This window comes from Sphingomonas paeninsulae, from assembly GCF_003660165.1.
GTDB classification, from domain to species: Bacteria; Pseudomonadota; Alphaproteobacteria; order Sphingomonadales; family Sphingomonadaceae; genus Sphingomonas_O; species Sphingomonas_O paeninsulae.
Genome location: NZ_CP032829.1, coordinates 1,339,110 through 1,364,652, shown reverse-complemented (window position 1 = coordinate 1,364,652; position 25,543 = coordinate 1,339,110). Strand labels below are relative to the sequence as shown.

At 60.4% G+C, this 25,543-nt stretch carries 21 protein-coding genes and 1 tRNA gene; 11 read left to right on the top strand and 11 right to left on the bottom strand.

All coding sequences use genetic code 11. The features are described from left to right. Nucleotides 1-56: 56 nt before the first annotated feature. Nucleotides 57-1,262 carry an FAD-dependent monooxygenase gene (locus tag D3Y57_RS12235; RefSeq protein ID WP_121153222.1) on the top strand — a complete coding sequence of 402 codons (1,206 nt, stop codon included), beginning with the start codon at nt 57-59 and terminating at the stop codon, nt 1,260-1,262. Here D3Y57_RS12235 and D3Y57_RS12230 read toward each other — a convergent pair whose 3' ends face one another. After that, nucleotides 1,263-1,907, bottom strand: coding sequence for an LON peptidase substrate-binding domain-containing protein (locus tag D3Y57_RS12230; RefSeq protein WP_277873355.1), 645 nt, complete (start codon nt 1,905-1,907; stop codon nt 1,263-1,265). After that, complete coding sequence (locus D3Y57_RS12225) at nt 1,904-2,800, bottom strand: tetratricopeptide repeat protein (RefSeq protein ID WP_121155843.1); 897 nt, start codon at nt 2,798-2,800, stop codon at nt 1,904-1,906. The genes D3Y57_RS12230 and D3Y57_RS12225 overlap by 4 nt, the downstream gene beginning before the upstream one ends. Nucleotides 2,801-2,973: 173 nt before the next feature. Here D3Y57_RS12225 and D3Y57_RS12220 point away from each other — a divergent pair. Then, nucleotides 2,974-3,048 (top strand) — tRNA-Gly (locus D3Y57_RS12220). Nucleotides 3,049-3,169: 121 nt separating this feature from the next. On the opposite strand, the gene D3Y57_RS12215 is transcribed toward D3Y57_RS12220, so the two are convergent. The 5 genes from D3Y57_RS12215 to hemC form a co-directional block, all read right to left on the bottom strand. After that, nucleotides 3,170-4,153 carry a cation diffusion facilitator family transporter gene (locus D3Y57_RS12215; protein ID WP_121153220.1) on the bottom strand — a complete coding sequence of 328 codons (984 nt, stop codon included), beginning with the start codon at nt 4,151-4,153 and terminating at the stop codon, nt 3,170-3,172. Beyond that, nucleotides 4,154-4,879 carry a 6-phosphogluconolactonase gene (locus tag D3Y57_RS12210; protein ID WP_121153219.1) on the bottom strand — a complete coding sequence of 242 codons (726 nt, stop codon included), beginning with the start codon at nt 4,877-4,879 and terminating at the stop codon, nt 4,154-4,156. Between the two features lie 114 nt (nt 4,880-4,993). Continuing rightward, entirely contained in the window at nt 4,994-5,953 is a 960-nt protein-coding gene (locus D3Y57_RS12205) for a hypothetical protein (RefSeq protein ID WP_121153218.1), read from the bottom strand. 21 nt (nt 5,954-5,974) lie between these two features. Further along, entirely contained in the window at nt 5,975-6,640 is a 666-nt protein-coding gene (locus D3Y57_RS12200; RefSeq protein ID WP_121153217.1) for a uroporphyrinogen-III synthase, read from the bottom strand. After that, nucleotides 6,637-7,551, bottom strand: a complete 915-nt coding sequence (gene hemC, locus D3Y57_RS12195; protein ID WP_121153216.1) for a hydroxymethylbilane synthase — start codon at nt 7,549-7,551, stop codon at nt 6,637-6,639. Before hemC ends, D3Y57_RS12200 begins: the two co-directional genes overlap by 4 nt. 40 nt (nt 7,552-7,591) lie before the next feature. On the opposite strand from hemC, the gene tsaD reads away from it, so the two are divergent. Further along, nucleotides 7,592-8,623: a tRNA (adenosine(37)-N6)-threonylcarbamoyltransferase complex transferase subunit TsaD gene (tsaD, locus tag D3Y57_RS12190; RefSeq protein ID WP_121153215.1), complete on the top strand. Its 1,032-nt coding sequence runs from the start codon at nt 7,592-7,594 to the stop codon at nt 8,621-8,623. After that, entirely contained in the window at nt 8,620-9,597 is a 978-nt protein-coding gene (locus D3Y57_RS12185) for an NAD(P)H-dependent glycerol-3-phosphate dehydrogenase (RefSeq protein WP_121153214.1), read from the top strand. Before tsaD ends, D3Y57_RS12185 begins: the two co-directional genes overlap by 4 nt. Here D3Y57_RS12185 and D3Y57_RS12180 read toward each other — a convergent pair. Further along, nucleotides 9,594-9,764 (bottom strand): DUF1674 domain-containing protein, encoded by a 171-nt coding sequence (locus D3Y57_RS12180; protein WP_121153213.1) that lies wholly within the window; start codon nt 9,762-9,764, stop codon nt 9,594-9,596. The genes D3Y57_RS12185 and D3Y57_RS12180 overlap by 4 nt on opposite strands. A gap of 28 nt (nt 9,765-9,792) precedes the next feature. Between D3Y57_RS12180 and D3Y57_RS12175 the strand changes: the two genes are divergently transcribed. From D3Y57_RS12175 to purH, 5 genes are all read left to right on the top strand, one after another. Continuing rightward, the gene (locus D3Y57_RS12175) at nt 9,793-11,067 is read left to right on the top strand and encodes an RsmB/NOP family class I SAM-dependent RNA methyltransferase (RefSeq protein ID WP_121153212.1); all 1,275 of its coding nucleotides are present in this window, start codon (nt 9,793-9,795) and stop codon (nt 11,065-11,067) included. A gap of 251 nt (nt 11,068-11,318) precedes the next feature. Beyond that, nucleotides 11,319-12,686, top strand: a complete 1,368-nt coding sequence (locus D3Y57_RS12170) for a hypothetical protein (protein ID WP_162987101.1) — start codon at nt 11,319-11,321, stop codon at nt 12,684-12,686. Between the two features lie 84 nt (nt 12,687-12,770). Beyond that, nucleotides 12,771-13,463, top strand: coding sequence for a ribulose-phosphate 3-epimerase (gene rpe, locus D3Y57_RS12165; RefSeq protein WP_121153210.1), 693 nt, complete (start codon nt 12,771-12,773; stop codon nt 13,461-13,463). A 62-nt stretch (nt 13,464-13,525) separates the two neighbouring features. Then, a complete protein-coding gene (locus D3Y57_RS12160) occupies nt 13,526-15,238 on the top strand; it encodes a heparinase II/III family protein (protein WP_121155841.1) in 1,713 nt (570 codons plus the stop codon). A gap of 1 nt (nt 15,239) precedes the next feature. Continuing rightward, nucleotides 15,240-16,808, top strand: coding sequence for a bifunctional phosphoribosylaminoimidazolecarboxamide formyltransferase/IMP cyclohydrolase (gene purH, locus D3Y57_RS12155; RefSeq protein ID WP_121153209.1), 1,569 nt, complete (start codon nt 15,240-15,242; stop codon nt 16,806-16,808). On the opposite strand, the gene D3Y57_RS12150 is transcribed toward purH, so the two are convergent. Continuing rightward, nucleotides 16,780-18,345: an oligosaccharide flippase family protein gene (locus D3Y57_RS12150; RefSeq protein ID WP_121153208.1), complete on the bottom strand. Its 1,566-nt coding sequence runs from the start codon at nt 18,343-18,345 to the stop codon at nt 16,780-16,782. The two genes, purH and D3Y57_RS12150, sit on opposite strands and share 29 nt — an antisense overlap. 70 nt (nt 18,346-18,415) lie before the next feature. After that, entirely contained in the window at nt 18,416-21,181 is a 2,766-nt protein-coding gene (gene polA / locus D3Y57_RS12145) for a DNA polymerase I (RefSeq protein WP_121153207.1), read from the bottom strand. Between the two features lie 98 nt (nt 21,182-21,279). Between polA and D3Y57_RS12140 the strand changes: the two genes are divergently transcribed. Continuing rightward, on the top strand, nt 21,280-22,929 hold the full coding sequence (locus D3Y57_RS12140) for an NAD+ synthase (RefSeq protein WP_121153206.1): 1,650 nt from the start codon (nt 21,280-21,282) through the stop codon (nt 22,927-22,929). Next, a complete protein-coding gene (locus tag D3Y57_RS12135) occupies nt 22,926-24,230 on the top strand; it encodes a glutamate--tRNA ligase (protein WP_121153205.1) in 1,305 nt (434 codons plus the stop codon). Before D3Y57_RS12140 ends, D3Y57_RS12135 begins: the two co-directional genes overlap by 4 nt. On the opposite strand, the gene D3Y57_RS12130 is transcribed toward D3Y57_RS12135, so the two are convergent. Further along, entirely contained in the window at nt 24,227-25,495 is a 1,269-nt protein-coding gene (locus D3Y57_RS12130) for a dipeptidase (protein WP_121153204.1), read from the bottom strand. The genes D3Y57_RS12135 and D3Y57_RS12130 overlap by 4 nt on opposite strands. Nucleotides 25,496-25,543: the final 48 nt, after the last annotated feature.

The following is a 25,543-nucleotide window of genomic DNA, read 5'->3' as shown; positions in this document are numbered from 1 at the left end:
GAGTCTCCGTCAAGAGTCCGCTGGCGTGACGACTGCCGGAATGCGATAGATGCCCGATGCAACGCGCAGATGTTCTCATCCTTGGTGGTGGCCTTGTCGGGCTGACTACCGCTCTCGCACTTGATGCTCATGGGCTGACCTCGGTCGTAATTGATCCTGCTGATCCCGCCAAAATGCTGACAGCGAATTTCGATGGGCGGGCCAGCGCTATTGCCTCGGCAAGCTGGCGGATGCTCGAGGCGATCGGGGTGGCATCACGCCTTGATACACAGGGTTGCAAAATTCGCCGCATCGAAGTCCGCGATGGACTGTCGAAGAACCCGCTCGACTTCACGCCGACCGATGGTGAAGCACTCGGCATAATGGTTGAAAACCGCCTTGTCCGCCGCGCGCTGTATGAAGCCGCGCTCGCAGCCGAACACGTCACTCTGAAAGCTCCGGCGCGCGCCACGTCGGTCACGCGCGGCCCCTCCGGCGTTCACGCTGTTTTGGATGATGGCAGCACCATCGATGCCGATTTGCTGATTGCTGCCGAGGGCCGCAATTCACCGACACGCGCTGCCGCTGGCATTCGTACAGCATCATGGAAATACGATCATACAGCGATCATATCAGCCTTCGATCACAGCATCCCACACGACAATGTCGCGCATGAAATTTTCTACCCAGCCGGGCCGTTTGCGCTGTTGCCGATGCTTCCCGGAAATCGATCCGCCCTCGTCTGGACAGTGACCGCGAAAGACGCTCCCGGCATCCTTGCTCTCAGCGACCACGCCTTTGCGGTCGAAGCGCACAAGCGTACCGGTGGCCTGCTCGGCGAACTCTCTGCGGCGGCCCCGCGCTCGTCTTATCCACTGAGTTTCCACCATGCCGCTGTTATCACCGGCGAACGGCTGGCGCTGGTTGGCGACGCGGCCCATGGCATCCATCCGATCGCTGGGCAGGGCCTGAACCTTGGCTTTCGCGACGTCGCCGCTCTGGTGGAAGTTTTGGTGGAGGGTAGCCGGCTCGGGCTAGACCTTGCCGATGTGCAATTGCTCGCCCGCTATCAAAGCTGGCGGAGCTTCGATACGTTGATGGTGGCAACCGCGACCGACACGCTGACGCGGCTGTTTGGGATCCCAGGTCGTCCGGCGCGCGCCGTTCGTCGCTTTGGACTGGGTGCGGTCCGACGTATCGCGCCACTCAAATCAATGTTCATGGCCGAAGCGCGGGGTGAAACCGGTGCGCTTCCGAAACTGCTTCAGGGCATCACAATCTGATTACTGAAGCGTAACCCGATCTTCGCCGCCGTGACGACCGAAGAACTGCATCAACTGAACGATGAGGTCTGCCCGATCAGCCAGTGATGCTGCCTCCAGCAATGCCTGTTTCGCCGCCGCATCAAAGGGCGCGATCTGCGCTATGCCGTTAACCAGCGACTCGTCGTCCAACCGCGCCACGGCTTCCCAATCGACGGCATAGCCCTGACCTTCGGCAAAGCGCCGCGATTCGTGTTCCAGGCTCGCGCGCCGCGCCAATGCCAGATTGGTGTCTTCGCGATCATCGACCTCGATTTCCGCCTCGATCTGGCGAAACGGCGTCGTCACGTCGAGTTCGCGGGTCATACGAAAACGCGCCAGACCCTCGAGAACGATATTGTAACGCCCGTCATCCAGCGCCTCAACATGCGCGATTTTCCCTAAACAGCCGATGTCGAATAGCGGTGGTGTATCGTTATCGTCCTCGGCGCGGATGATTCGCGGCTGGATCAGCCCGATTCGCCGGTCGCGCGCCATAGCATCGCTGATTAGCGCCCGATAACGCGGTTCGAATATGTGCAGCGGTAACTGCATCCGTGGGAACAGCAGCGCGCCACCCAGCGGAAAAATCGATATGCGCTGAAGACCGGTTGTTTTCTGGCTCACGTGAACAACACCGCCGACAACCGCCGTCGTTGCGCCGAAACCCAGGGATCCATGACGCCCACCACATCGAATAGTTTCAGCAATTGCGCCTTTGCCGCGCCTTCGTTCCATTCACGATCGGTAGCAATCATCGCCAGCAAATGATCAGCGGCACCGTCACGATTGCCGGCCGCCATCAGGCCGCCCGCCAGTTCGAATCGCTTGTCCATATTTTCAGGATTCGCCGCAACCTCGGCTTCCAGCCCAGACAGGTCGGCAACCGGCTTGGCATCTTTCGCCAGCGCCAACGCCGAATGTGCGCGGACGATCGCCGGGTCTTTCTCCAGTTCAGCCGAAACCGCGCCCAGCAGGTCCGTTGCCTCATCGATACGCCCGCCAGCCGTCAGAGCCCTCGCCAGACCTGAAATCGCCGCAGGATTATCGGGTGCCATATCGACGATCTGCGCGAAGATGCCCGCAGCGCGTTCGACATCGCCAGCCGTCAGCACTTCCTCGCCCATTGCGATCAGCGGCTCGATCTCGGCCTCCAGAGCTTGCTCCTCGCCTTGTATCGGCAATTTCTTCAGGATTGTGTCGAGCAGTTTAATTAGTGCCCCCTCAGTCCGTGCAGGCGTCAGGTCGGCCACAAGCTGTCCCTGGAACACGGCATAGACAGTCGGGATGCTCTGCACGCGAAATTGCGCTGCAATGGCCTTGTTGGCATCTACATCGACTTTTACGAGCATCACGCCCTTCGCCGCATAATCCGCCGCTACTTTTTCGAGCACCGGCGACAGCGCCTTGCAGGGTCCACACCATTCCGCCCAGAAATCGAGGATGACGAGCTTGGTCATCGACGGTTCGATCACATCCAGACGGAATGTTTCGATCTGCTCCCGGTCAGCCGCACTCAATCCCAGCGTCGCCACATGATTCTCCAGTTTTTCGTATTGCCCTTATGTGGGGTTTGTCGCGCATCTGCCAAGGGGAGACGGCTCGTATAGAGATAGGGTTGCGTCCCGCGAAACCCTCTGCTAGCTGGCCGCCCTACCCGACGGAGACTGTAACGGTCACCATCGACGCTCGAGCGGGCGTAGCTCAGGGGTAGAGCACGACCTTGCCAAGGTCGGGGTCGAGGGTTCGAATCCCTTCGCCCGCTCCATCGCGTAGTGCGAGACTGATTTAGCAGTGGTAAATCAGTCTCCGCGCAAGTGCGGGTGGCCTCGCCAATGGCGAGGACCAATGACGCCGGCTTTGCTCGTAACTGGCTCTTAAACTAACACTTAGTGGGAATGCCCTTCAGTCGGCGCACAGGCCCCTTCGGCAATCTCAACCTGGATCGTCGAATGTTGGATCCCGAATCGTGTTTTAAGCATCGTGCAGACGTCATGCAGGAATGCGTCTCCCGGCTGACCATCCGGGGTCACCAGGTGGACGGTCAGGGCGCTCTCCGTCGTGCTCATCGGCCAGATATGCAGGTGATGGACCTGCGTTACTCCCGGCAGGTCACCGAGCGCACCGGACACGGCAACCGGATCTATCGAAGGTGGTACGGCATCCAACGCCATCGTTACCGAATCACGCAACAGGCCCCATGTCCCGACTACAATAACCGCGACAATCGCCAGACTCGTTGCCGGGTCGAGCCATGCCCATCCGGTACGCGCGATTATAAACCCTGATACGACGACACCTGCCGAAACCGCTGCATCCGATGCCATGTGCAGATAGGCTCCGCGAATGTTGATGTCGCTGGCCCGTCCCCGCGCGAACAGCAACGCCGTTGCGCCGTTGATCAATATGCCGAGTCCCGCGACCACCATAACGGTGTTGCTGGCAACCGACTGCGGTTCGCCGAAGCGACGGATGGCTTCGACCGCGATTGCTCCGACCGCGACCAGCAGGAACACCGCGTTGAATAAAGCGGCCAGCACTGACGACTTCCGCCAGCCATAAGTAAAGCGCTTCGACGCAGCTCGCTTTCCTGCCGCAGCAGCGCCCCACGCCATCAACAGGCCGAATACGTCCGAAAGATTGTGGCCCGCGTCAGCCAGCAGCGCCATCGAGTTGGCGGCGAATCCGTAGATCGCCTCGAGCACGACAAAACCGACGTTCAGCGAAATCCCGATCAGAAACGCCGAATCGAAATTGGCGGGCGCGTGGCTATGCCCGTGCCCGCCATGTGAGTGGCCATGCCCATGGCCGCCATCGTTACCGTGCGAATGCCCATGATCGCTCCCGTGATCATGGTGGTCATGGGCGCCCACTCAGGCGGCCCAGTGAATGTCGATGGGCAGTTCGCAATCCGCCAGCACGCGGCCAACGGGCGTGAGTGAACGGCTACCGTCCTCGATCGCCTGTTCCAGCAGCGCCTTTTTGTCATCGCCTGTTATCGTCATCAATAAGGTTCGCGCCGACAGGATCGCAGCTTTGCTCAACGTAACGCGTGCCACCGGTGCTTCGGCGGGCATTGGGTCAGGCATCACGCCCAGCGCGCGCTGCTCCTTGGGACCGTTCAGCGCTTCTTCCAGATCGGGGCCGGCAAAGATCGATGCAACATGGCCGTCACCGCCCATACCCAGCCAGACCAGATCGATGGGCCACGGCAGATCGGCCAATCGCGCATCCGCCGCCTTGCCGCTCATCTTATAGTCGGCTGCCGTTGCGCCGCCGGTCAGCGGGATAACGCGGCCGCCTTTTGGCAAGAACATCTTGGCGAGCATTGCGACGTTGGAAAGGGGGCTGGTCACATCGACGATACGATCGTCGGTCGGCACGATCGTCACATGCTTCCAACTGCGTTTTTGCTGACTGATGAGGTCGAGCGCGGCGAGCGGCGTCTTGCCGCCGGGCAAAGCGATCAGTGCCGATCCTCGCGCATCCAGCGCAGAATCGATGATGAAGCCGACATCCCCGGCTACGGCTTGGGCAAGTTCTTCGGCGGTGTCATAGTCCCACCATTCGGCTTCGATCGTCACTTGTATGTCCTTCATTAAATATACACGCAGTCGTTATGCTGAAATCGGTTCGGCATCCATTGGTCCACACGCGCGGTTCCTGCGGAAAAATGGATGCTGAAACAAGTTCCCGCTAACGATGAATTGAAATTACGGGTTCACGATCGTGGGCGTAACCGGAGGTGCCCCAGTCGGAATCGCCGCGTTCGCAACAGATTCCGCCGACTCAGCATCTGCGGGAGGCGGCATGATCGCCGCCGCTTCGATGATGTCCAGCGCACGGTGCGCCTCTACCCAGCGACGGGCTGCGGTCATCCAGTCACCTGCCAGCGCCTGTCCGGGCAGGCGCGCAACTTCGGCCAGCGCACCATCGACCTGTCCACCGTCCAACATCAACCGTGCACGGGCAATGCGTTCATCCGGTGCTGGGGCTGGAGTCCCTTCGCGACGTATAACGACCATCGTCGATAGTGCGCGTTTGGTGGCGACCCACCAGCCTTCATCTTTCGACCCACCGGAAAGATTAGGGGCGATCTGATCCAGACCCTGTTTCAAATTGGCTATCGTTACGGGATTTTGTCCGGCGGCGATGACCGCCGCCACCGCCCTTGGCTGTGTCTCGCCGAAACGGGTTTTGATCTGACCTTCGATATAGCCCAGTCCGGTTCCGCGATCGATGGCACGACGCGCCGCAAATGCGATCAGCAGATTCTCGGCACGTCCCGCATTTCCGGCGGCAGCAGCGGCGCGCAGGTCGATCCGCGCAATGCGTTCCTCCAGTTCCGAAACGCGCATATCGACAGCCGCGCTCTGCGTGGGAACGGCCGCGGTTGCGGGTAATACTGACGTCGTGACGCCGGTTGGCGCAGGCAGGGCTGCTGCTGCCTGAGCATTCGCTGGCGCGGTCGACACGAGCGCAATCGGTGCAGCTCCGATCATTTTGCGCGCCGGGTTCCAGCGCGTGAATGCCCAGACCATAACCACCGACCCGGCTAGGAATGCCAACAGCGCAATAATCACCGCATTGCGCATCGGGCGTTTTCGGCGCCCCTGGCCATCGTCCTGCCATGTCACGGTCGCATCAGTGTCATTATTATAGTCGCTCGCCATCGTGCTGTCCGGTCCCGTCGCCTATTCCTCGCGCATTTCGCACAGTCTGGCGGCGAGTGCCAGCATCGCAGCGTCTTGAGGCTGACCGGCAATCTCGACTGATTGCCATCCGGAACCTGCTGCATTGGCGGCTGCGCTGCTGATTGCGATGAGCGCGATTGAGGATTTTTGCATCGTTACAGCGGCAAAACGCCGGGCGGCACGGGCGGAATGCACTAACGCTACGACATCGTCGGGAATCGCCGGAGCGGATACGATTTCGCTCACGTAGACCGTAACCGTTTCGACGCCGAACGATGTGCTTTCAAATGCAGTCCGATCGCGGCCCGCCAGATGCAACGCATGGTTGCGCTGATCCTCGGCCATTTTCCCGATGATCGTAGTAACGTCGTCGTTTCCCGAGATAATATTTCTGAAACCCACCCTTTTCGCGGCTTCGGCAGTCGCATCTCCAACGGCATAAAGCGGCAAATTCAGATATTTTGCCAATCCGCTTCCCCCATGCAGGGCGGCATTGGCGCTTGTCATCAGAACCGAATCGAACATCGCCGCATCAGGGGCCGACCATTCGACTGCGTGCGTTTCGAACAGTGGCCGAACGATCGCCTTCATCCCCATCGCCGCCGCTCTTGCAGCAGTTGCCGATGCGCCGGGTTCGGGCCTCAGGATTAGCAGCCGCCGATTCACTTGCCGAACAGCACCCGCAATTCCGGGGGTGCCGCTTCCAGCAATTGCTTCGCCAACTGTGCGGCCGAATCGGGGCCGTCGATGACAATAGCGCCCTTCACATGAAGCGCACCGTCGCCCGATAGGAGCTCTGCCGTCAGGATCATCGCACCATCACGCATCACGGCATAGGCACCAACCGGAGAATGGCAGTCGGCATCCAGTTCCGCCAACAAGCTGCGTTCGGCACAAACCGCCGCCCGTGTCGCCTTGCAATCGATCGCATCGAGCAGCGCACGCATGGTCTCATTCTCGGTCCGGCATTCGATCCCGATCGCGCCCTGCGACGCGGCGGGCAACAATTCTTCGACCTTAATCGCTGCACCGACGTCGTGCTGATTCAGCCGATCCAGCCCAGCCGCCGCCAATAACGTTGCATCGGCCTCGCCCGCGTCCAGCTTCGCCAGTCGCGTTGCCACATTTCCCCGAATCGGTGCGATGATCAGGTCTGGCCGCAATCGCAGCAGTTGCGCGGCGCGGCGCGGCGAACTTGTCCCCACGCGCGCACCAGGTTTTAGTGCGGCGATCGAAGTGGCACCGATCAGGCGATCACGCACATCGGCGCGCGGCAGCATCGCGGCGATCGTGATTCCCGCGGGCCGCAGCGTCTCTACGTCTTTGAGCGAATGAACCGCGAAATCGATATCCCCGGCGAACAGTGCGCCATCCAGCGCCTTGGTCCAAAGCGCCTTTCCGCCGATTTCCGCCAGTGGTCGATCCTGAATTCGGTCGCCAGCGGTCATTATCGGCACGATCTCGATACGGCCCTCGACCCAGCCATGCGCCGCGCACAGCGCGTCACGCGTCAATCGTGCCTGCGCAAGTGCAAGCGGCGAACCTCTGGTCCCAAGGCGAATAGTAGCGGCGGTCATTCGCGCGTGCTAGCGGCTCGCTGATGAAGGCGAAAGTCCGATGACACTGATACTCGGCATCGAATCGAGTTGCGATGAGACCGCGGCTGCGCTGGTCGATGGCGACCGCGTGATTCTCAGCCACCGGCTCGCCGGACAGGAGGCTGCCCACGCGCCCTATGGCGGTGTCGTGCCGGAAATCGCCGCACGCGCGCATGTCGAGGTACTGATCCCGCTGGTGGAGGCTGCGCTGTCCGATGCAGGGATCACGTTGGCTGACGTCGATGCTGTGGCAGCGACCGCTGGCCCCGGCCTTATCGGTGGTGTCATGGTCGGTCTCGTTACTGCAAAGGCCCTTGCCCATGCCAGTGGCAAACCGCTGGTCGCGGTCAATCATCTGGAAGGTCATGCGCTCAGCCCGCGCCTCGCGGATGCTACGCTCCGGTTTCCTTATCTGCTGCTGCTCGTGTCGGGCGGCCATTGCCAGTTGCTGTTTGTGCGCGGCGTCGGCGATTATCGCCGCCTTGCCACCACAATCGACGACGCAGCGGGCGAAGCGTTCGACAAGACTGCTAAACTTTTGGGACTTGGTTTCGGCGGACAGGCTGTCGAACGTGCAGCGGCGCTTGGCGATGCCAAGGCGGTCAAACTTCCGCGACCCCTGTTCGGATCGTCTGAACCACATTTCTCCTTCGCTGGCCTTAAGAGCGCAGTCCTCCGCGCTCGCGATACCGGCCAGTACAGACCCGAAGACATCGCCGCATCCTTTCAGTCTGCCGTCGTAGACTGCCTGATCGACCGTACTTCAAAGGCACTTTCAGCAGCAGAAGGCGCAACCGCGCTCGTCGTCGCAGGTGGCGTTGCCGCCAACACAGCCATCCGCACCGCCCTTAGCGCCTTGGCTGCATCGCGCGGGCTGCCGTTCGTCGCGCCGCCGCTCTGGCTGTGTACTGACAATGCCGCGATGATCGCATGGGCGGGGATCGAGCGTTTCGAAGCGGGCTATCGCGACGCCCTCGATACCCCGGCCTATCCCCGGTGGCCGCTCGACCCTTCGGCAGAAAAAGCGCGCGGTGCAGGAGTAAAAGCATGAGAATAGGCGTCATCGGTGGCGGAGCATGGGGAACTGCACTCGCGCAGGTTGCAGCTGCGGCTGGCGATCCCGTCACCCTGTGGGCGCGCGAACACGACGTCGTGGCGTCGATCAACCGTGAACATGAAAACCGTCAGTTTCTCCCCAACATCCCGCTATCGGCCGCGATCCGCGCCACAGAATCACTCGCGGATCTGGTCGCCTGCGACGCATTACTCGTCGTCGTGCCCGCCCAGCATCTCCGTGCCGTGCTGTCCGAAACCCCCGTGGACACTCGCCCGCTTGTCCTGTGCGCAAAGGGTATAGAGGCCGGCACCGTCGCACTCATGTCCGAGATCGCGCATTCGGTTCACCCCCGCGCGCCCATCGCGGTGCTGTCCGGTCCCACATTCGCAGCCGAAGTCGCGCGCGGGCTACCTACCGCCGTCACCCTTGCCTGCGCCGATGAAAACATCGGTCGCGCGCTTGCCGAACGTCTCGCCCAGCCGACTTTCCGTCCCTATGCCTCGGATGATGTCGCGGGTGCGGAGATCGGCGGCGCAGTTAAAAACGTTCTCGCCATCGCCTGCGGAGTTGTTGCGGGGGCAGGTCTCGGCGAAAATGCCCGCGCTGCCCTGATCGCGCGCGGATTTGCCGAAATGGTGCGTTACGGCGTCGCTCGTGGAGGCCGCGCCGAAACGCTCAGCGGTTTGTCTGGCCTCGGTGATCTGGTCCTCACATGCTCGTCAGTCGCCTCGCGCAACTTTTCGCTCGGTGTCGGCCTTGGCAAAGGTGAATCTGCCGAATCGCTTCTCGCCGATCGCGCCAGCGTGGCGGAGGGAGCCTTCACCGCCCCCGTCCTCGCTCAGTCTGCAAAAGCCCTCGAAATCGCCATGCCCGTCGTCGAAGCCGTCTGCGCACTCCTTTCCGGCGAATCGAAAGTCGATGCGGTGGTCGCCGCGCTTATGTCCCGCCCGCTTGGACGCGAAGGCTAAAAGTCCCAGCAGATCCCTTTATTTTCCCAGTCGTTATACCGTGTCGGTTCCAGCCCCTTCGGACCGCCCGACTCATCTTGAGCGACAATCGGCTCGGGTTCGGGCACAGGTGTGTTCGGCGGCAGATCGGCGGGCGGCTTGACGTGAGCCGGACGGTTACCATTCATCGCAATATGCCTCAGTACAGGATACTCAGTGGACAAGTCGGAGCCTAAGCGCACCAATGCAACCCCCCAAGGGTCTGGCCCGGAAGGTGAGATCGCAGGAGCCCGCGCTCGCGCCGCTGCCCTCCGCCTCATCGACGCCGTCCTGCGTCAGGGCCAACGCCTCGATAGCTCGGTCATCCACGCCACGCGCGGTGTCACACGGCCAGAGGATCGCGCGCTCGCCATCGCCATCGCCACCGAAGTCCTGCGCCACCTTCCCGATCTCGATGCGCTGATCGATTCCGCCACTGAAAAGCCGCTGCCCCACGACGTAAAGGCGCGCAGCGTCCTCCGCCTCGCGCTTGTACAGGCTCTCATCCTCGGTACGCCGCCCCACGCTGCCATTGCCACGGCATTGCCGCTCGTCCTTGGTGGTCCACGCAGGCTCGTCCACGGCGTCTTCGGAACATTGACCCGGCGCGGCGCGCTGCTGCCCGAAATTCCCACGCTTCCGGCCGAAGTGGTGGAACGCTGGACCAAAGCATGGGGACTGGAGGCGCTGGAAAACGCCGCCCGCGCCATCGCCGCACCGCCGCCACTCGATCTCGCTCTCCGCGATCCCGCCGACGATCGCATCGAAGGGGAACAACTCGCCCCCGGCCACCGCCGCCTGCCGCGTGGCCTCAGCGTCACCGCACTCCCCGGCTACGAAGACGGTCGCTTCTGGGTCCAGAATATCGCTGCCCAAATTCCGGTGAAGCTGCTCGGCGCTGGAAATGGTCGCACCGTTCTCGACCTGTGCGCAGCACCGGGTGGTAAAACCATGCAACTCGCCGCCGCTGGCTGGAACGTCATCGCCGTCGAACAGCATTCAGGCCGCATCCAGCGCCTTCGCGAAAACCTGGAACGCACGAAGCTAACCGCCGAAATCGTCGAAGCCGACGTCATGAAATGGGAGCCAGCGGCCCCGGTCGATGCCATTCTCCTCGACGCGCCCTGCACCGCAACCGGCATCTTCGCGCGCCACCCCGACGTCCTGCACCGTATCGGCGACAAGGACATCGCTTCGCTGTCCGCACTACAGGGCCGAATGCTCGCCCGCGCGATCCAGTGGCTGAAACCCGACGGACGACTGGTTTATGCTACCTGCTCGATGGAACCCGAAGAAGGCGAACAGGTGATTGCCAAGAGCGGGCTTACCGTCGATCCGGTAAGCGCGAACGAACTGCCGCTGGGCCTGACCCCGGCCCCCGAAGGCTGGGTCCGCATTTTGCCACGGCCCGGTCTGGACGGATTCTTCATGGCGAGGCTGAAACCTTTCTGACCATTCCGCCATGCCGTGGGCTCACTTCAAGTGCTTCCTGAGTGGATGATATTGTTGGTCTCTCGGCATCGGCCATGCCATGTCCCCGCGTGATGGCTCCCAATAAATATTCAAACCACTCCCGCCTTCCTTGGTGGGAACGACGCAGTGTTCTCGCTGCGATCATGCTAGCGGGGCTTATTCCTCTTTTCTGGCCTGCGCTGCCGCCGTTGTCGGATCTTCCAGGTCATATGGGGCGGTGGCACATCGAGATGACCATTGGGCAATCCGCTGTGCTGGCGCATTATTATGCGTTTGCCTGGGCGCCGATTGGCAATCTTGGGATGGATCTTCTGGTGCCTGCCTTCGCCACCGTGCTGCCGTTCGAGCAGGCTGCAAAGTTCGGGGTGATGCTCATCCCTCTGTTGACGATGGCTGGTTTACTCTGCAGCGCACACGAAGCACATGGCCCAGTGCCGCCGACGGCGTTGTTTGCGATGCCACTTGCATATGCGTGGCCGTTCCAGTTCGGATTCGTCAATTTCGCTTTGGCACAGGGGTTGGCTCTGTGCGTTTTCGCCTTGTGGCTGCGGCTGGGACGACAGCGGCGGTTTGCATTGCGCGCCACGATCTTCGTACCGATCGCGTGTGGACTGTGGTTGGCGCATAGCTTCGGCTGGATGATGTTCTGCCTAATGGCCGCTGGTGCGGAACTGGCGCGATTCCGCTCGGAAAAACGGACCTGGCACGCGACGTTTATCGCGGCCGCAGTGCAGGGCGTGCCGCTGGCTTTGCCGTTGCTCGTTATGGTGTTGGCGTCGGCCGGACAGGGTGTGCGCGCAGACGACTGGTTCAATTGGGGGGCAAAGAGTCTTTGGTTTGTCTCGATCTTGCGCGATCGCTGGGCGGCGTTCGACATAGCGTGCTTGGTGCCGATCGTTCTTATACTCTACGTTGCGGCGCGTAGCCCGAAACTGGGTTTTTCGGCACTCCTTGGCTGGCCGGCTCTGCTGTTCCTCTTCGCGTTCATCTTGCTTCCACGGCTTGCGCTCGGCGGTGCCTATGTCGATATGCGAATGGCACCAGCGATGATTATGCTCGGACTGCTCGCGATCGCACCGCCAAAGGGCGGGGGACGGTTTGCGCAGGTGCTGGCAGTCGTGGCGGTTGTCTTCTTCTCGGTCCGAATGACCGCAACAACGGTCAGCTTTGCGCTTCGCTCGGTCGAACAGCAGCGCGAACTTGCAGCAATCCCCACCATCCCGCGCGGCGCATCTGTGCTCTCTCTCGTCTCGCGCCCGTGTGGCGGGGCCTGGTCGGACCTTCGGCGCGATCAACTGCCGGGAATGGCAATCGTCCGCCGCGACGTCTTCACCAATGATCAATGGAGTTTGGAAGGGCAGCAACTTCTGCATATTCGTCACGCCGCTGCGATCCCCTATCTCGCTGACCCTTCGCAACTCGTCTATCCAAGTGTCTGTCCCGATATCGGCTCGAACTTTGTCACGGCAATTCGAGAGTTCCCGCGAGCGGGCTTCACACACGTATGGACTATCGGCTTCCCGCCCGCCGCGCTTGGGCGTGACCTGCAATTGATCTGGACCAACGGAAGTTCAGCACTCTATCGGGTGCGGCGCTAATTGGCACGTCGGTTGTTTTGCTAAAACTCGTTTGTCTCCCACAATCCTTGCTCCCCTAACATCACCGGGCTAAGGCAAAAACCGATGACTTCTCCTATACGTATCGCCCCATCCATCCTGTCCGCCGACTTCGCCCGTCTGGGTGAGGAGGTCCGTGCGCTCGAAGCTGCGGGGGCGGACTGGATTCATGTCGATGTCATGGACGGGCATTTCGTCCCCAACCTCACCATCGGACCGGCCGTGGTAAAGGCGCTGCGTCCGCATACGACGCTGCCGCTCGACGTTCATTTGATGATTTCTCCGGTCGATAGTTTCCTTGATGCTTTTGCAGAGGCTGGGGCGGATCACATTACTGTCCATCCAGAGGCTGGCCCGCACATTCATCGTACGGTTCAGCGTATCAAGTCGCTCGGCAAGATGGCGGGCGTGTCGCTCAATCCCGGTACCCCTGCGAAGATGCTCGACTATCTCATCGACGACATCGATCTGGTGCTGATTATGAGCGTCAATCCCGGTTTCGGGGGGCAGAGCTTCATCGAAAGCCAGCTCCGCAAGATCGAAGCGGTGCGAAAGATGATCGACAAGACCGGCCGCGATATCCGGCTGGAGGTCGATGGCGGCATCGATATGAAAACCGCAGTACAGGCCATTGCCGCAGGGGCGGATGTATTGGTGGCGGGCACCGCGACGTTCCGCGGCGGACCATCGGCTTATGCTTCCAATATCGCCGGTCTGAAAAGCGCAGGCCAGAAAATCGCCGGTCTCCAAGACGCGTGACCCGGAAAGGCCCAGATAAAGTCGGGCCTAAAGACGCCCCCATCGGTGGCGAGGATGTCGAAGTGGCGGGTGCCGAAATAGAGGTTGGCAAGCGCCTTGTTCGTGTCGGTGGCGACAAGGGGCTATCTCTCGGCGAGCGGCTTTCCAACCACTTCCATCGCCTGACGTGGACCACTCCCCTTCACGCGTTGCGCCTGAAGGGGCGCTTCCCGCTTAAACTATTGGCAGTGCCGACCGACCCTGTCCCCGGCAATCGTCACATCGGGCAATGGTTGTTGTCGGGAACGATGCGCTGGCAGGGGGAAACCGTCGCTCTCGACGATCTCGATATGTCCGGCGCTGGGTATTCGGCGGGATTTTCCGATTATCTCCAGCGTTTCGAATGGCTCCGTGATCTTGCTGCCACAGGATCGCGTGCACAGGCCGCGCCGGTCGCCGAACAGTTGATGCGCAAATGGCTTGCGGCGCACGGCGAACACGTCAGCGATGCCGCGTGGCGGATGGATTTGTGCGGCTGGCGCATTCTTTTCTGGACCGCGAATGCACCGCTGATCCTGTCATCCACCGATCTCATCTATCGTTCGGCAGTTCTCAACGCGCTTGCCCGGATGGCGCGCCATCTCGATCGGGGTGCCGATCGCGCGCCTCAGGGCAATGCTCGTGTGTCGGCGTGGACTGGCGTCGTGGCGGCAGGTTTACTCATCCCCGGCGGCGATCACCGGCTGGCTTTCGGTGAAGCCGGGCTACAGCGCGCGCTGGCAGCGGGTTTTAGCGAAGATGGTGGCGCGATCGCCCGCAGCCCCCATGACCAGATCGACGCGATCCTGCTGCTGTCGATGCTGGGGCAGGTTTATGCTGCGCGCCGCCGTGAAACACCGGATTTTATCGAGAACGTAAAGCAGCGCGCGGTTTCGGCTCTGCTCGGTATCACGATGGGCGATGGCGGACTGTCCAGTTGGCAGGGTTCCGGCCCCGTCGCTTCGGACCGCATCGAACAGGTCGTTGCCGCCAGCGCGGTTCGCACCCGTCCGCTCCGGCAGGCCCGCGATTGGGGTTATCAGCGATTGTCGGCGGGCGGCACGGTCATGGTGATGGATGCCGCACCGCCACCGGCCAGTCGCCTTGGCGGCACCGGATGCGCTTCGACGCTCGCCTTCGAATTGTCCGATGGCACGCAGCGACTGATCGTCAATTGTGGTGGCTCGAGGGGCAGCACTGGAATCCCCTCAGAACTGACGCAGGGTCTGCGAACGACGGCGGCGCATTCCACGCTGACGGTTGGGGATAGCAATTCGACTGCAATCCTTGCCGATGGTGCGCTGGGTCAGGGCGTCAACACGATAGAGATTGACCGCCAGGAACTGGAGGGCGGCAGTCGCATTGATGCCAGCCACGACGGTTATGCGCGGCGCTATGGCTTTATCCACAAGCGTACGCTTGCGCTGTCGGGCAACGGGCGCGAGCTGCGCGGCGAGGATGCTTTGCTCCCTTCGCCTCGCCGCCGCCGCCGTTCGTCGGGTGCGGCTTTCGCGATCCGCTTTCATCTGGCACCGGGCGTAGAGGTTACGCCGACGGCTGATGGGCAGGCGGCGTTGCTGCGGATCGATCATGGTCCGCTTTGGCAGTTTCGCTGTCGTGGTGGCACTTTGACTGTCGAGGAAAGTCTTTGGGTCGATGCGGCCGGTCGTCCGCGACCGACCGTGCAATTCGTTGTGTCGGGTGTCGCGCCCGCGGGCGGAGCAAGCATCGGCTGGTTATTAAAACGAGCAGGATAAAATGACGAATATCAAGATTAAGCGCGCGCTCTTGTCGGTTTCGGACAAGGGTGGCCTCATCCCGCTTGGGCAAGCACTGGTGCGTCACGGCGTCGAACTGGTTTCCACCGGTGGTACCGCTCGTGCGTTGCGCGATGCCGGGCTGACAGTCCGCGACATCGACGATCTCACCGGCTTTCCCGAAATGATGGATGGCCGGGTAAAAACGCTACATCCCGTCGTTCACGGCGGGTTGCTCGCAGTGCGCGACAATGCCGAACACGTCGCCTCGATGGAGGAACACGGCATCGGCGCGATCGACCTCGTTATCGTCAACCTTTACCCGTTCGCCGCGACCGTCGCAAAGGGCGCTGCCCGCGACGAGATTATCGAGAATATCGATATCGGTGGACCGTCGATGATCCGGTCGGCTGCGAAAAATCATGCTTTCGTAACCATTGTGACCGATCCCGGCGACTATCGCGAACTGATGGCCGCGCTGGACGAAAACGAAGGTACCATCTCGCTCGAATTACGTCGGAAATACGCGGCGAAAGCCTATGCAGCAACCGCGAGCTATGACGCAATGATCGCCAATTGGTTTGCAACTGTGGACCAAAACCAGCAATTTCCAGACGTTCTAACAGTAACTGCGACACGCGCGGAAGTGTTACGATATGGCGAAAACCCGCATCAGCAGGCCGCTTTCTACACCGCATCGGGAGTGTCGAAGGCCACCCAGATCCAGGGCAAGGCGTTGAGCTACAACAATTATGCCGATGCCGATGCCGCGCTCGATTTGCTCAGCGAATTCCGCGATGGGCCGCCGACCGTGGTGATAGTCAAACACGCCAACCCCTGCGGAGTGGCATCGGCGACAACGCTGAAACAGGCCTATCTACAAGCGTTTGCTTGCGACACGGTTTCTGCTTTCGGTGGCATTATCTGTGTAAATCAAACTCTCGATCAGGAAACCGCCGAAGCAATAACTTCGATTTTCACCGAAGTGGTAATTGCGCCCGATGCCGACGCTGCCGCTCGCGCAATTTTCGCCACGAAGAAAAATCTTCGCCTCTTGTTGACCGGCGACCTGCCTGATCCCGCCCGGGCAGGTATGACGCTGAAAACGATCGCTGGTGGTTACCTGCTCCAGTCACGCGATGCCGGTCGATTGGGTGAGTTGCAGGTGGTTACCAAACGGGCTCCGACCGAAAACGAATTGGCTGACTGCCGCTTCGCATGGACTGTGGCAAAACATACCAAATCGAACGCAATCGTCTATGCCAAGGATGGCAGCACGGCGGGTATTGGCGCAGGACAAATGAACCGACTTGAATCCGCGCGTATCGCTGCATGGAAAGCAAAAGACGCTGCCGAAAAGGCTGGTTGGGCGGAACCGCATACCATCGGCTCGGCGGTGGCCTCCGATGCGTTTTTCCCTTTTGCAGATGGATTGCTCGCTGCGGTCGAAGCTGGAGCTACTGCTGTGATACAGCCCGGAGGTTCGATTCGCGATGATGAGGTCATTGCCGCCGCTGACGCTGCTAATCTGGCGATGGTATTTACAGGGATTCGGCACTTCCGGCATTAAGGTTTTCGGCGACCGCGGGTGTATCGGACTGACGCCGTTTCAGCCGGAACAGTTCGCGGTCGTCGGGCCCGAATCCGAAATACCATAATGTCACCAGATAGCTGCCCGCGATAGCCGGGATGCCGAAGGCAAGCTCCGCCCACTCGGGCAGATACTGGGTCGCGGCCCAGCCAACCACCGACCCGACTATCGCCGCCCACGCCAGTGCCCAGCGCCAACCCGTGACCGGCGCATTCAGAAGTCGTGAGAGCAGCCGTGCTTTAATTATCGACCCCAGCCCAAGAGCCATCAACAGCCCAAGCGCGGGCGCGGCAGCTTGATAGTAAAGTGGCAATTGTCCACCGTTTTTTGGGAAAAAACCCGGCAGTCGTACCTCGCGCGCCGCATATAATAACGCAAAGCACAGCCCGGCTTCGATACCAATGACGAGCAGCGAAATCATCGCGTTGCGCCCACGCGAGATGTAGATGAGAGCCGATTCCGAGACCGCTGCGGTTGCCGCCATGAACTCCGCCGCAAGCAGCAACGCCAACGCGCCTGTGCCTGCTACGAAATTAGGGCCGACCACTCCCATCACGGCCTCACCGGGAATACCTATCATCAATGCGGTACCCAACTGGGCGCCGATGATCCAAAAGCCGACCTGGCTGACCTGCTCGGCAACTGCCCTGGTGTTCCCGGCCGTAAGGTTTTGGCTAATGATCGGCGCAAGTATCGAATCAAAGCTGGTCTTTAGCTTTTGCGGTATCGACGCAATTTGCTGGGCCATCCAGTAAACCGCGACAGCAGCCGGCGGCAGGAACAAACCCAGCATCGCGACGTCGATACGACGTGATGCCCATTCGATGGCATCCGCAGCGGCAAGCGGGGTATTCTGCCGCGCAATTCCCGCGATCAGGTTTAGCCGAGGACGCCAAAGGCGCGGCCAGCCATAGCTGCGGATCAAGGGTATGATTGAGGCAACGAACGCCGCCGCCATCGACAAAACGTACGATATGATAAGACCGTCGCGCTTGGTCACGAAAGCAAGGGCAAACGCTGCAATCCCGAGCGTCCACGGCTCAACGATCGACCGCGCTCGAACTGTCGCGCCGACGTCAAGGCGATAGGCCAGAGCGGAAAGTGCAATATCGGCGGCAGCGATCAGAATGACGACAAGCGGCAGCAAGCGATCAAGCCCATTCAACGCGCTGTTTGGAAACATCAGTTCGGGCACGGCAATCAAAAACCCGCCGATCACCAGCGAGGCGAGAACGCAAACGATGAGTGCGTCCCACACCTCATGCGCGTGATCCCGTGTGCTCTCGGTAAGCTGTTTGGCGAGGCCTCGTTTCAGGCCCATAGTCGCTAACTGCGCGGCAAACTCGACGACGATGATTGCATAGGCAAAACGGCCAAGGGCATCGAGGCCATACATACGCCCGGCAATGAAAAGGAAAGGAAACCGTGCCGCGAGACGCAGCAGAAACCCTATGAAATTGGTGCGACCACCGCGCGCCAGCGTGGCAAGGTCGGCGTCCGACGCAGCAATGGTCAACGCCTGTTCCGTTTGTTCCGATTCCCCAGGAAATACGGTGCGCCGTAGGCCAGGGCTTCAAAAATTTGCATCAGTGCGCCGCGCCCCAGCTTTTTCCCGTGCCGATTTCAACGCCCAGCGGTATCGAAAGTTCGACCAGCGGCGCGGCTGCATTTGCCATGACATCGTGAATTACGATGCTCGCGGCCTCGACGTCTGCTTCAGGCAATTCGAACACGAGTTCATCATGAACCTGGAGCAGCATTCGCACGTTTGGCAATCCTGCTTTCGCGAGAGCTGGCAACATCCGAACCATTGCCCGTTTAATAATGTCGGCACTGGTTCCCTGGATCGGCGCATTGATCGCGGCGCGCTCGCTGCCTTGCCGTTCGGCCTGGTTCGATGATTTGATCCGCGTAAAATGCGTTTTGCGACCGAATAATGTCGTCGTGAATCCGCGTTCGCGTGTGGTTTCCAGCGTTTCGGCGATGTAGCGGTTAATGCCGGGAAAGCGTTCGAAATAGCGGTCGATCATGGCCTGCGCTTCGTCCGCCGTGATCCCAAGTCGCCCGCCAAGACCCCATCGTGAAATGCCGTAAAGGATCGAGAAGTTGATCGTCTTTGCACGGCCACGAGTGTCGCGGTTTACCTCTCCGAATAATTCCATCGCGGTCAGGCTGTGAATGTCATCACCATTGGCGAATGCGTTTTTCAATGCTGGGACGTCCGCCATATGCGCGGCCAGTCGCAATTCGATCTGGCTGTAATCGGCACTGAGCAGGACGTTGCCTGTCTCGGCAATGAACGCTTCTCGGATGCGCCGGCCATTTTCCGTTCGAATCGGAATGTTCTGTAGATTTGGATCGTTGGAAGAAAGCCGCCCGGTCTGTGCGCCACTCAACGAATAACTGGTGTGAACGCGCCCAGTCTCTGGATTGACTTGTTGCTGTAACGCGTCGGTGTAAGTCGATTTGAGCTTGGCAATCTGGCGCCAGTCGAGAACTTTGCGTGCGATCGGAACGCCCTGTCCGGCGAGGCGCTCTAGTTCGGCGGCATCGGTTGAATGCGCACCCGCTTTGCCCTTGCGACCGCCTTTCAGGTCGAGTTTTTCGAACAAAACCTCACCGAGTTGTTTTGGGCTGCCGACCGCAAACTTATGTCCGGCCAGTTCGTGGATTTCGGTTTCGAGAGCGGCCATCTGATAGGCGAATTCAGAGGATAGCGCGCGCAATTGTTCGGCATCGACCTTGACGCCTTCACGTTCCATTGCCGCAATTACCGGGACAAGGGGACGATCGACACGCTCATAGACAGTTGTTGCCTCTTCGCGCGACAGGCGCGGTTTCAGGCGCTTCCACAAACGGAAGGTAACGTCCGCGTCTTCGGCTGCGTATCGCGTCGCATCGCGTAACGGCACTTGATCGAAACAGAGTTGTGCTTTGCCTTTTCCGCAGACGTCGGTGAACGCGATGCACTTGTGGCCGAGGTGCTGGAGCGCGAGTTCGTCCATGCTGTGATTGAACTGACGACCGGCATCCAGCGCAAAGCTGATTACCAGCGTGTCGTCGAATGGCGCGACCACGACATCATGGCGCGCAAGGATCGTCATATCGTATTTCAGATTATGCGCGATCTTCAGCACGCTGGGGTCTGCCATCAACGGACGCAATCGATCCAGCGCGACCGCCATCGGAATCTGCGGTGGCTTTTCAGAAAGCAGGTCGGTGCCGCCATGTGCCAACGGGACATAGCAGGCGAGGCCGGGCGCAACGCACAGGCTGAAGCCGATTAGCTTGGCCTGCGTCGCATCCAGCCCGTCGGTCTCGGTGTCGATCGCGACAAAGCCAGAAAGCGTGGCGACTTCGATCCACTGGTCGAGTTTTTCAACGGTCGTCACACATTCGTACGCATCGAGATCGAATGGCGTATCATCGACGGGCTGTGGTGTCGCCACAGTCTCTGTTGCTGGCGGTCCGCCCGCAGCGCTCGCATTCAACTTCGTCAGCAGCGACCTAAACCCGTGATGCTCAAGAAATTCGCGGAGTGGTGCGTCGGGAATGCCCTTGAGTAGCAAATCCTCAAGCGGTTCGGGAAGTTCGCGATCACATACCAGCCGCACCAGTTCGCGCGACAATCGGGCGTTGTCGGCATGGTCGATCAAATTATCGCGCAGCTTACCGAGCTTCATCGTGGGCGCTGCGGCCAGCACAGCTTCAAGTCCGCCATGTTCGATAATCAGCTTGGACGCAGTTTTCGGACCGACGCCGGGTACGCCGGGGATATTGTCGGCGCTATCGCCCATCAACGCGAGGACATCGCCTAGCAATTCAGGAGCGACACCGAATTTTTCGATTACATAATCCGGCCCGATCCGCCGATTGTTCATCGTGTCGAGCAGGTCGAGACCCGGCTCGATCAACTGCATCAGATCCTTGTCGGCCGAAACGACTGTAACCGCCCAACCCGCCGCCAGCGCGGCCTTCGCATAGCAGGCGATGATGTCGTCTGCTTCGAGTCCCACGGTCTCGATACAGGGGATCGAGAATGCGCGCGTCGCATCGCGGATCATTGGGAATTGCGGCACCAAATCTTCGGGGGCCGGAGGCCGGTGCGCCTTGTACTTATCGTACATGTCGTTCCGAAACGTCTTGGATGACGCATCGAGAATGACGGCCATGTGCGTCGGCCCGTCCTCACGGTTAAGCTGTTCGGCGAGCTTCCACAGCATCGTCGTATAGCCATAAACCGCACCCACCGGTTCGCCACGAATGTTCGTGAGCGGTGGCAGGCGATGATAGGCACGGAAAATATAGCCGGAGCCATCGACGAGGTAGAGATGTGGGGTGGGTGTGGACATACTCGCGCACGGATAGCCGCTACGCGCGTCGTGGCAAAGCCCCGGGGTTTGCGACCTGCGGGGTTGCAGCGGTAGCGCCGCAGTCATAGGCAGGCGCGATGCAGTTAAAAATCGTTCTGGCGCAAATGTCGCAGTCGGTCGGCGACCTGAAAGGCAATGCCGCCGGGATGCTTGATATTCGGGCGCGGTTTCAGGACGCGGACCTGATCGTCTTCCCTGAACTTCAGATGATCGGCTACCCGCCCGAAGATCTGGTGTTGAAACCGGCTCTGATCGAACGCGCTGATGCCGAACTGGTGGAAATGGCGCGTGTTACTGGCGACGGTGGGCCGGCCATGCTGGTTGGCACCGTGTTGCGGATCGATGGCGCGCTTTATAACGGTGTGGTCTTGCTCGACGGTGGCAAAGTTGCTGCCGTGCGAACCAAGCATGAATTGCCGAATTACGGCACGTTCGATGAAAAGCGCCTGTTCGCCGCGGGGCCTTTGTCAGAGCCGATCGCGTTTCGAGGCGTAAAGATCGGCGTGCCGATTTGCGAAGATATTTGGTTTTCCAGCGTCACCGATCATTTGAAATTGGCGGGCGCTGAATTGCTGATCGTTCCCAACGGCAGCCCGTATGAGATCGACAAAGACGATCTTCGTGTGTCGGGCGTTGCAGCTGCGCGCGTAACGGAAACTGGGCTGCCGCTTGCGTATCTGAATCGCATCGGCGGGCAGGACGAACTGGTTTTCGATGGCGCGAGTTTCGTGCTGAACGGTGATGGATCGCTGGCACACCAGTTTCCTGACTGGGATGAGGCTGTCATCGAAACGCTGTGGACGGGCGGTGAAAACGGTTGGCGATGTGAGCCGGGGCGGATTGCTACGCTCGATCCCAATCCTGCCGATATTTACAGCGCGATGGTTGTCGGGTTGCGCGATTACGTTAATGCCAACCGCTTTCCGGGCGTTGTGCTCGGGCTGTCGGGCGGGATCGATTCTGCCCTGTCTGCGGCAGTCGCTGTCGATGCGCTGGGTGCGGATCGTGTGTGGTGTGTGATGCTGCCGTCGCGTTTCACGGCCGACATATCGACCAGCGATGCAGCCGAATGCGCCCGAATGATGGGATGTCGGCTCGATACGATCCCGATTGCCGAAGCGATGATGGCATTCGATTCGATGTTGAGTGGTGTGTTTGAGGGACGGACACCCGATCTGGCCGAAGAGAATATCCAGTCGCGTATCCGCGGGCTGACATTGATGGCGATCAGCAACAAATTTGGCCCGATGCTGCTGACAACGGGCAACAAGTCCGAAATGTCGGTGGGTTATGCGACGATCTATGGCGATATGGCGGGCGGATATTCGGTGCTGAAGGATGCGTATAAGACGACGGTTTTTGCACTGTCGCGTTGGCGGAATGCCAATCGCCCGCGGTTCGGTCTGGGGCCGGATGGGCCGGTAATGCCCGATCGTGTGATTACGCGGCCACCGTCCGCCGAATTGCGCGACGACCAGCAGGATTCGGACTCCTTGCCACCTTACGATGTCCTCGATCCTATCCTTCATGGCCTTGTCGAACAGGAATTATCAGTGTCCGAAATCGTGGCGAAGGGTTTCGATCATGACGTCGTCGCCCGTATCGAGCGGCTGCTTTATGTCGCAGAGTATAAACGTCGTCAGTCGCCTCCCGGTGTGAAGCTCGGATCGCGGAATTTCGGGCGCGATCGGCGCTACCCGATCACCAACGCGTTCCGCACGATATGACCGTCGTCACCCGCTTTGCGCCGTCGCCAACCGGTCGCCTTCACGTCGGAAACATTCGTGCTGCACTCCATAACTGGCTGTGGGCGCGTAAACATGGTGGGCGGTTCCTGCTGCGCATCGACGATACCGATGCTGCGCGTTCGACCGAAGCATTTGTCGATACGATCCGTGCCGATCTGGACTGGTTGGGCCTGAACCGCGATGGCGAAGAGCGCCAGTCGGAGCGATTCGCGCTGTATGAGGCGCAGTTCGAAAAGTTGCGTGCGGCTGGCCGCGTGTATCCTGCTTACGAAACGCCGCAAGAACTCGATCTAAAGCGCAAAGTGCAATTGGGGCGCGGGTTGCCGCCGGTGTATGATCGCGCCGCACTGACGGATGCGCCGCCGACCGACCGCGCGCCACATTGGCGCTTCAAACTTGATCACGACACGCCGATCCTCTGGAACGATCTTGTTCGCGGCGAGCAGCGATTCGATCCTCACCTGCTCAGCGACCCGGTCATTCGCCGCGCCGATGGCTCCTGGCTCTATCTGTTGCCCTCTGCGATCGACGATATCGACATGGGCATCACTCATGTGGTGCGCGGTGAAGATCATGTGTCCAATACGGCGGCACAGTTACAGATGTTCGTCGCGTTGGGAGCAACGCCGCCTGCCTTCGCGCATGAGGCGTTGCTGGTGGGCAGCGAAGGAAAACTGTCGAAACGACTGGGCGCACTCGGTTGTGACGAGCTTCGGGACGAGGGAATCGAACCGATTGCGTTGCTCGCGCTGCTGGCCCGACTCGGCACGAGTGATCCCATCGAACCGATTATCGATACCGCGTCGGTTATCGAGACTATCGACTTTGCCCGCTTCGGACGCGCGCCTGCCCGGTTCGATATGGCGGAACTCAGCGGTCTCAACGCAAAAATACTGCATCGTACGGGATTCTCTCGGGTTGCTGATCGCCTGCCCAAGGGGCTGGATGAAGCAACATGGATGACGGTCAGGCCTAACCTGCACACCGTCGCCGAAGCGGCCGATTGGTGGAAGGTTATCGAGGGGCCGATCGACGGCAATCCGGCCCCGGAAGATGGCGATTTCTTGAAGGCCGCGGCTAGCGTGGCGGCAACGATCGATTGGTCCACCGATCCCTGGCATGCCCTGACGGCAACTTTGAAAGAACAGACCGGCCGCACCGGAAAGGCGCTCTTTTTACCGCTGCGTCGTGCACTAACCAATCTCGACCACGGCCCCGATATGGCGACGTTGCTACCGCTGATCGGGCGCGAACGGGCAATCGCGAGATTTGAAAGCTAGTCGGTCATCGTTTTGGTTTCTGTAAATTCTGGCGGCGTTCCTCGGGCCGCCGCTGCAACAGCTTCTACGCGCCGCATTACGCGTAACAAGTTGCCGCCCGCCAGTTTGCCAAGGTTCGCATTGGACCAGCCGCGCCGGATGAGCTCGGCAAAAAGGTTCGGATAGCCGTCGACGCCATTCAGTCCCGGTATCGTTGCCTCGATACCGTCAAGATCACCGCCGATACCGACATGGTCGATGCCCGCCAGCTTCACGATATAATCGATATGGTCGGCCACCGCTGCAATGGTCACTGGCGGAGCCGGGTGCGCTAGGGTCCAGCCTGCTGCCGCTGCTTTCGAGCGTTCGGGTTGCCCCGTGTAGAGTGCCTTCGCGCGCGCTGTTTCGCCGGCTCGGTCACTGCTCCATGTGGTATATGCTGGCGACAGGTGCGACGGATAAAAGTTGACCATGACCACGCCGCCGTTGGCTGCAACCAGTTTCAGGACATCGTCGGGCACGTTACGTGGATAATCGTTCAGCGCCCGCGCGTCCGAATGGGAAAAGAGCACCGGCGCACTCGTCGCGGCCAGCGCTGCTTTCATAGTCTCGGGCGAGACATGGCTCAAATCGACCATCATGCCGATCCGGTTCATTTCACGCACGACCTGCTTACCGAAATCGGTCAGCCCATGATGCACAGGATCGTCGGTCGCGCTGTCCGCCCAGTCGTTGTTCAGGAAATGCGCCAGCGTCATATAGCGCGCGCCCAGCGCATAAAACTGACGCAGCGCCGCCAGATTATTGCCGATCTGATGCCCGCCCTCGATCCCGATCAGCGAAGCCACCCGACCCGTCTTGTGAATGCGGACTATGTCGGCTGCGGTATAGGCCATCTCCAGATCACGGGGATAACGCGCCGCTAGTCGATGGACGATGTCGATCTGCTCGATGGTCATCTGGATTGCTGCGGGGCCGGTCACCGTCGCCGGAATATAGACCGACCAGAATTGCCCGCCGACATGACCTGCATGCAGCCGCGCCATGTCGGTCATTAACGGCGTAGGGAGCTTGTCTGACCTCTGGGTAATATCGGTCGTCTCGATCCGCGACCCGTATCGGTTGCGCAATTCCCAGGGCAGGTCGTTGTGACCGTCGATCAGTGGCGTCGCCTTCAGCACACGGTCGATACGAAGCTGCGTAGTGCGATCGATCGTTTGTGCAGACAGAGCGACAGGGGCGAGCGCAAGAAGCGTTGCGATCAGGCTTTTTTTGTGGATTTCCATTGTGACATTCAACACCGAAGCAGAGGTCAAGGATAGGGGTTTGTTGTC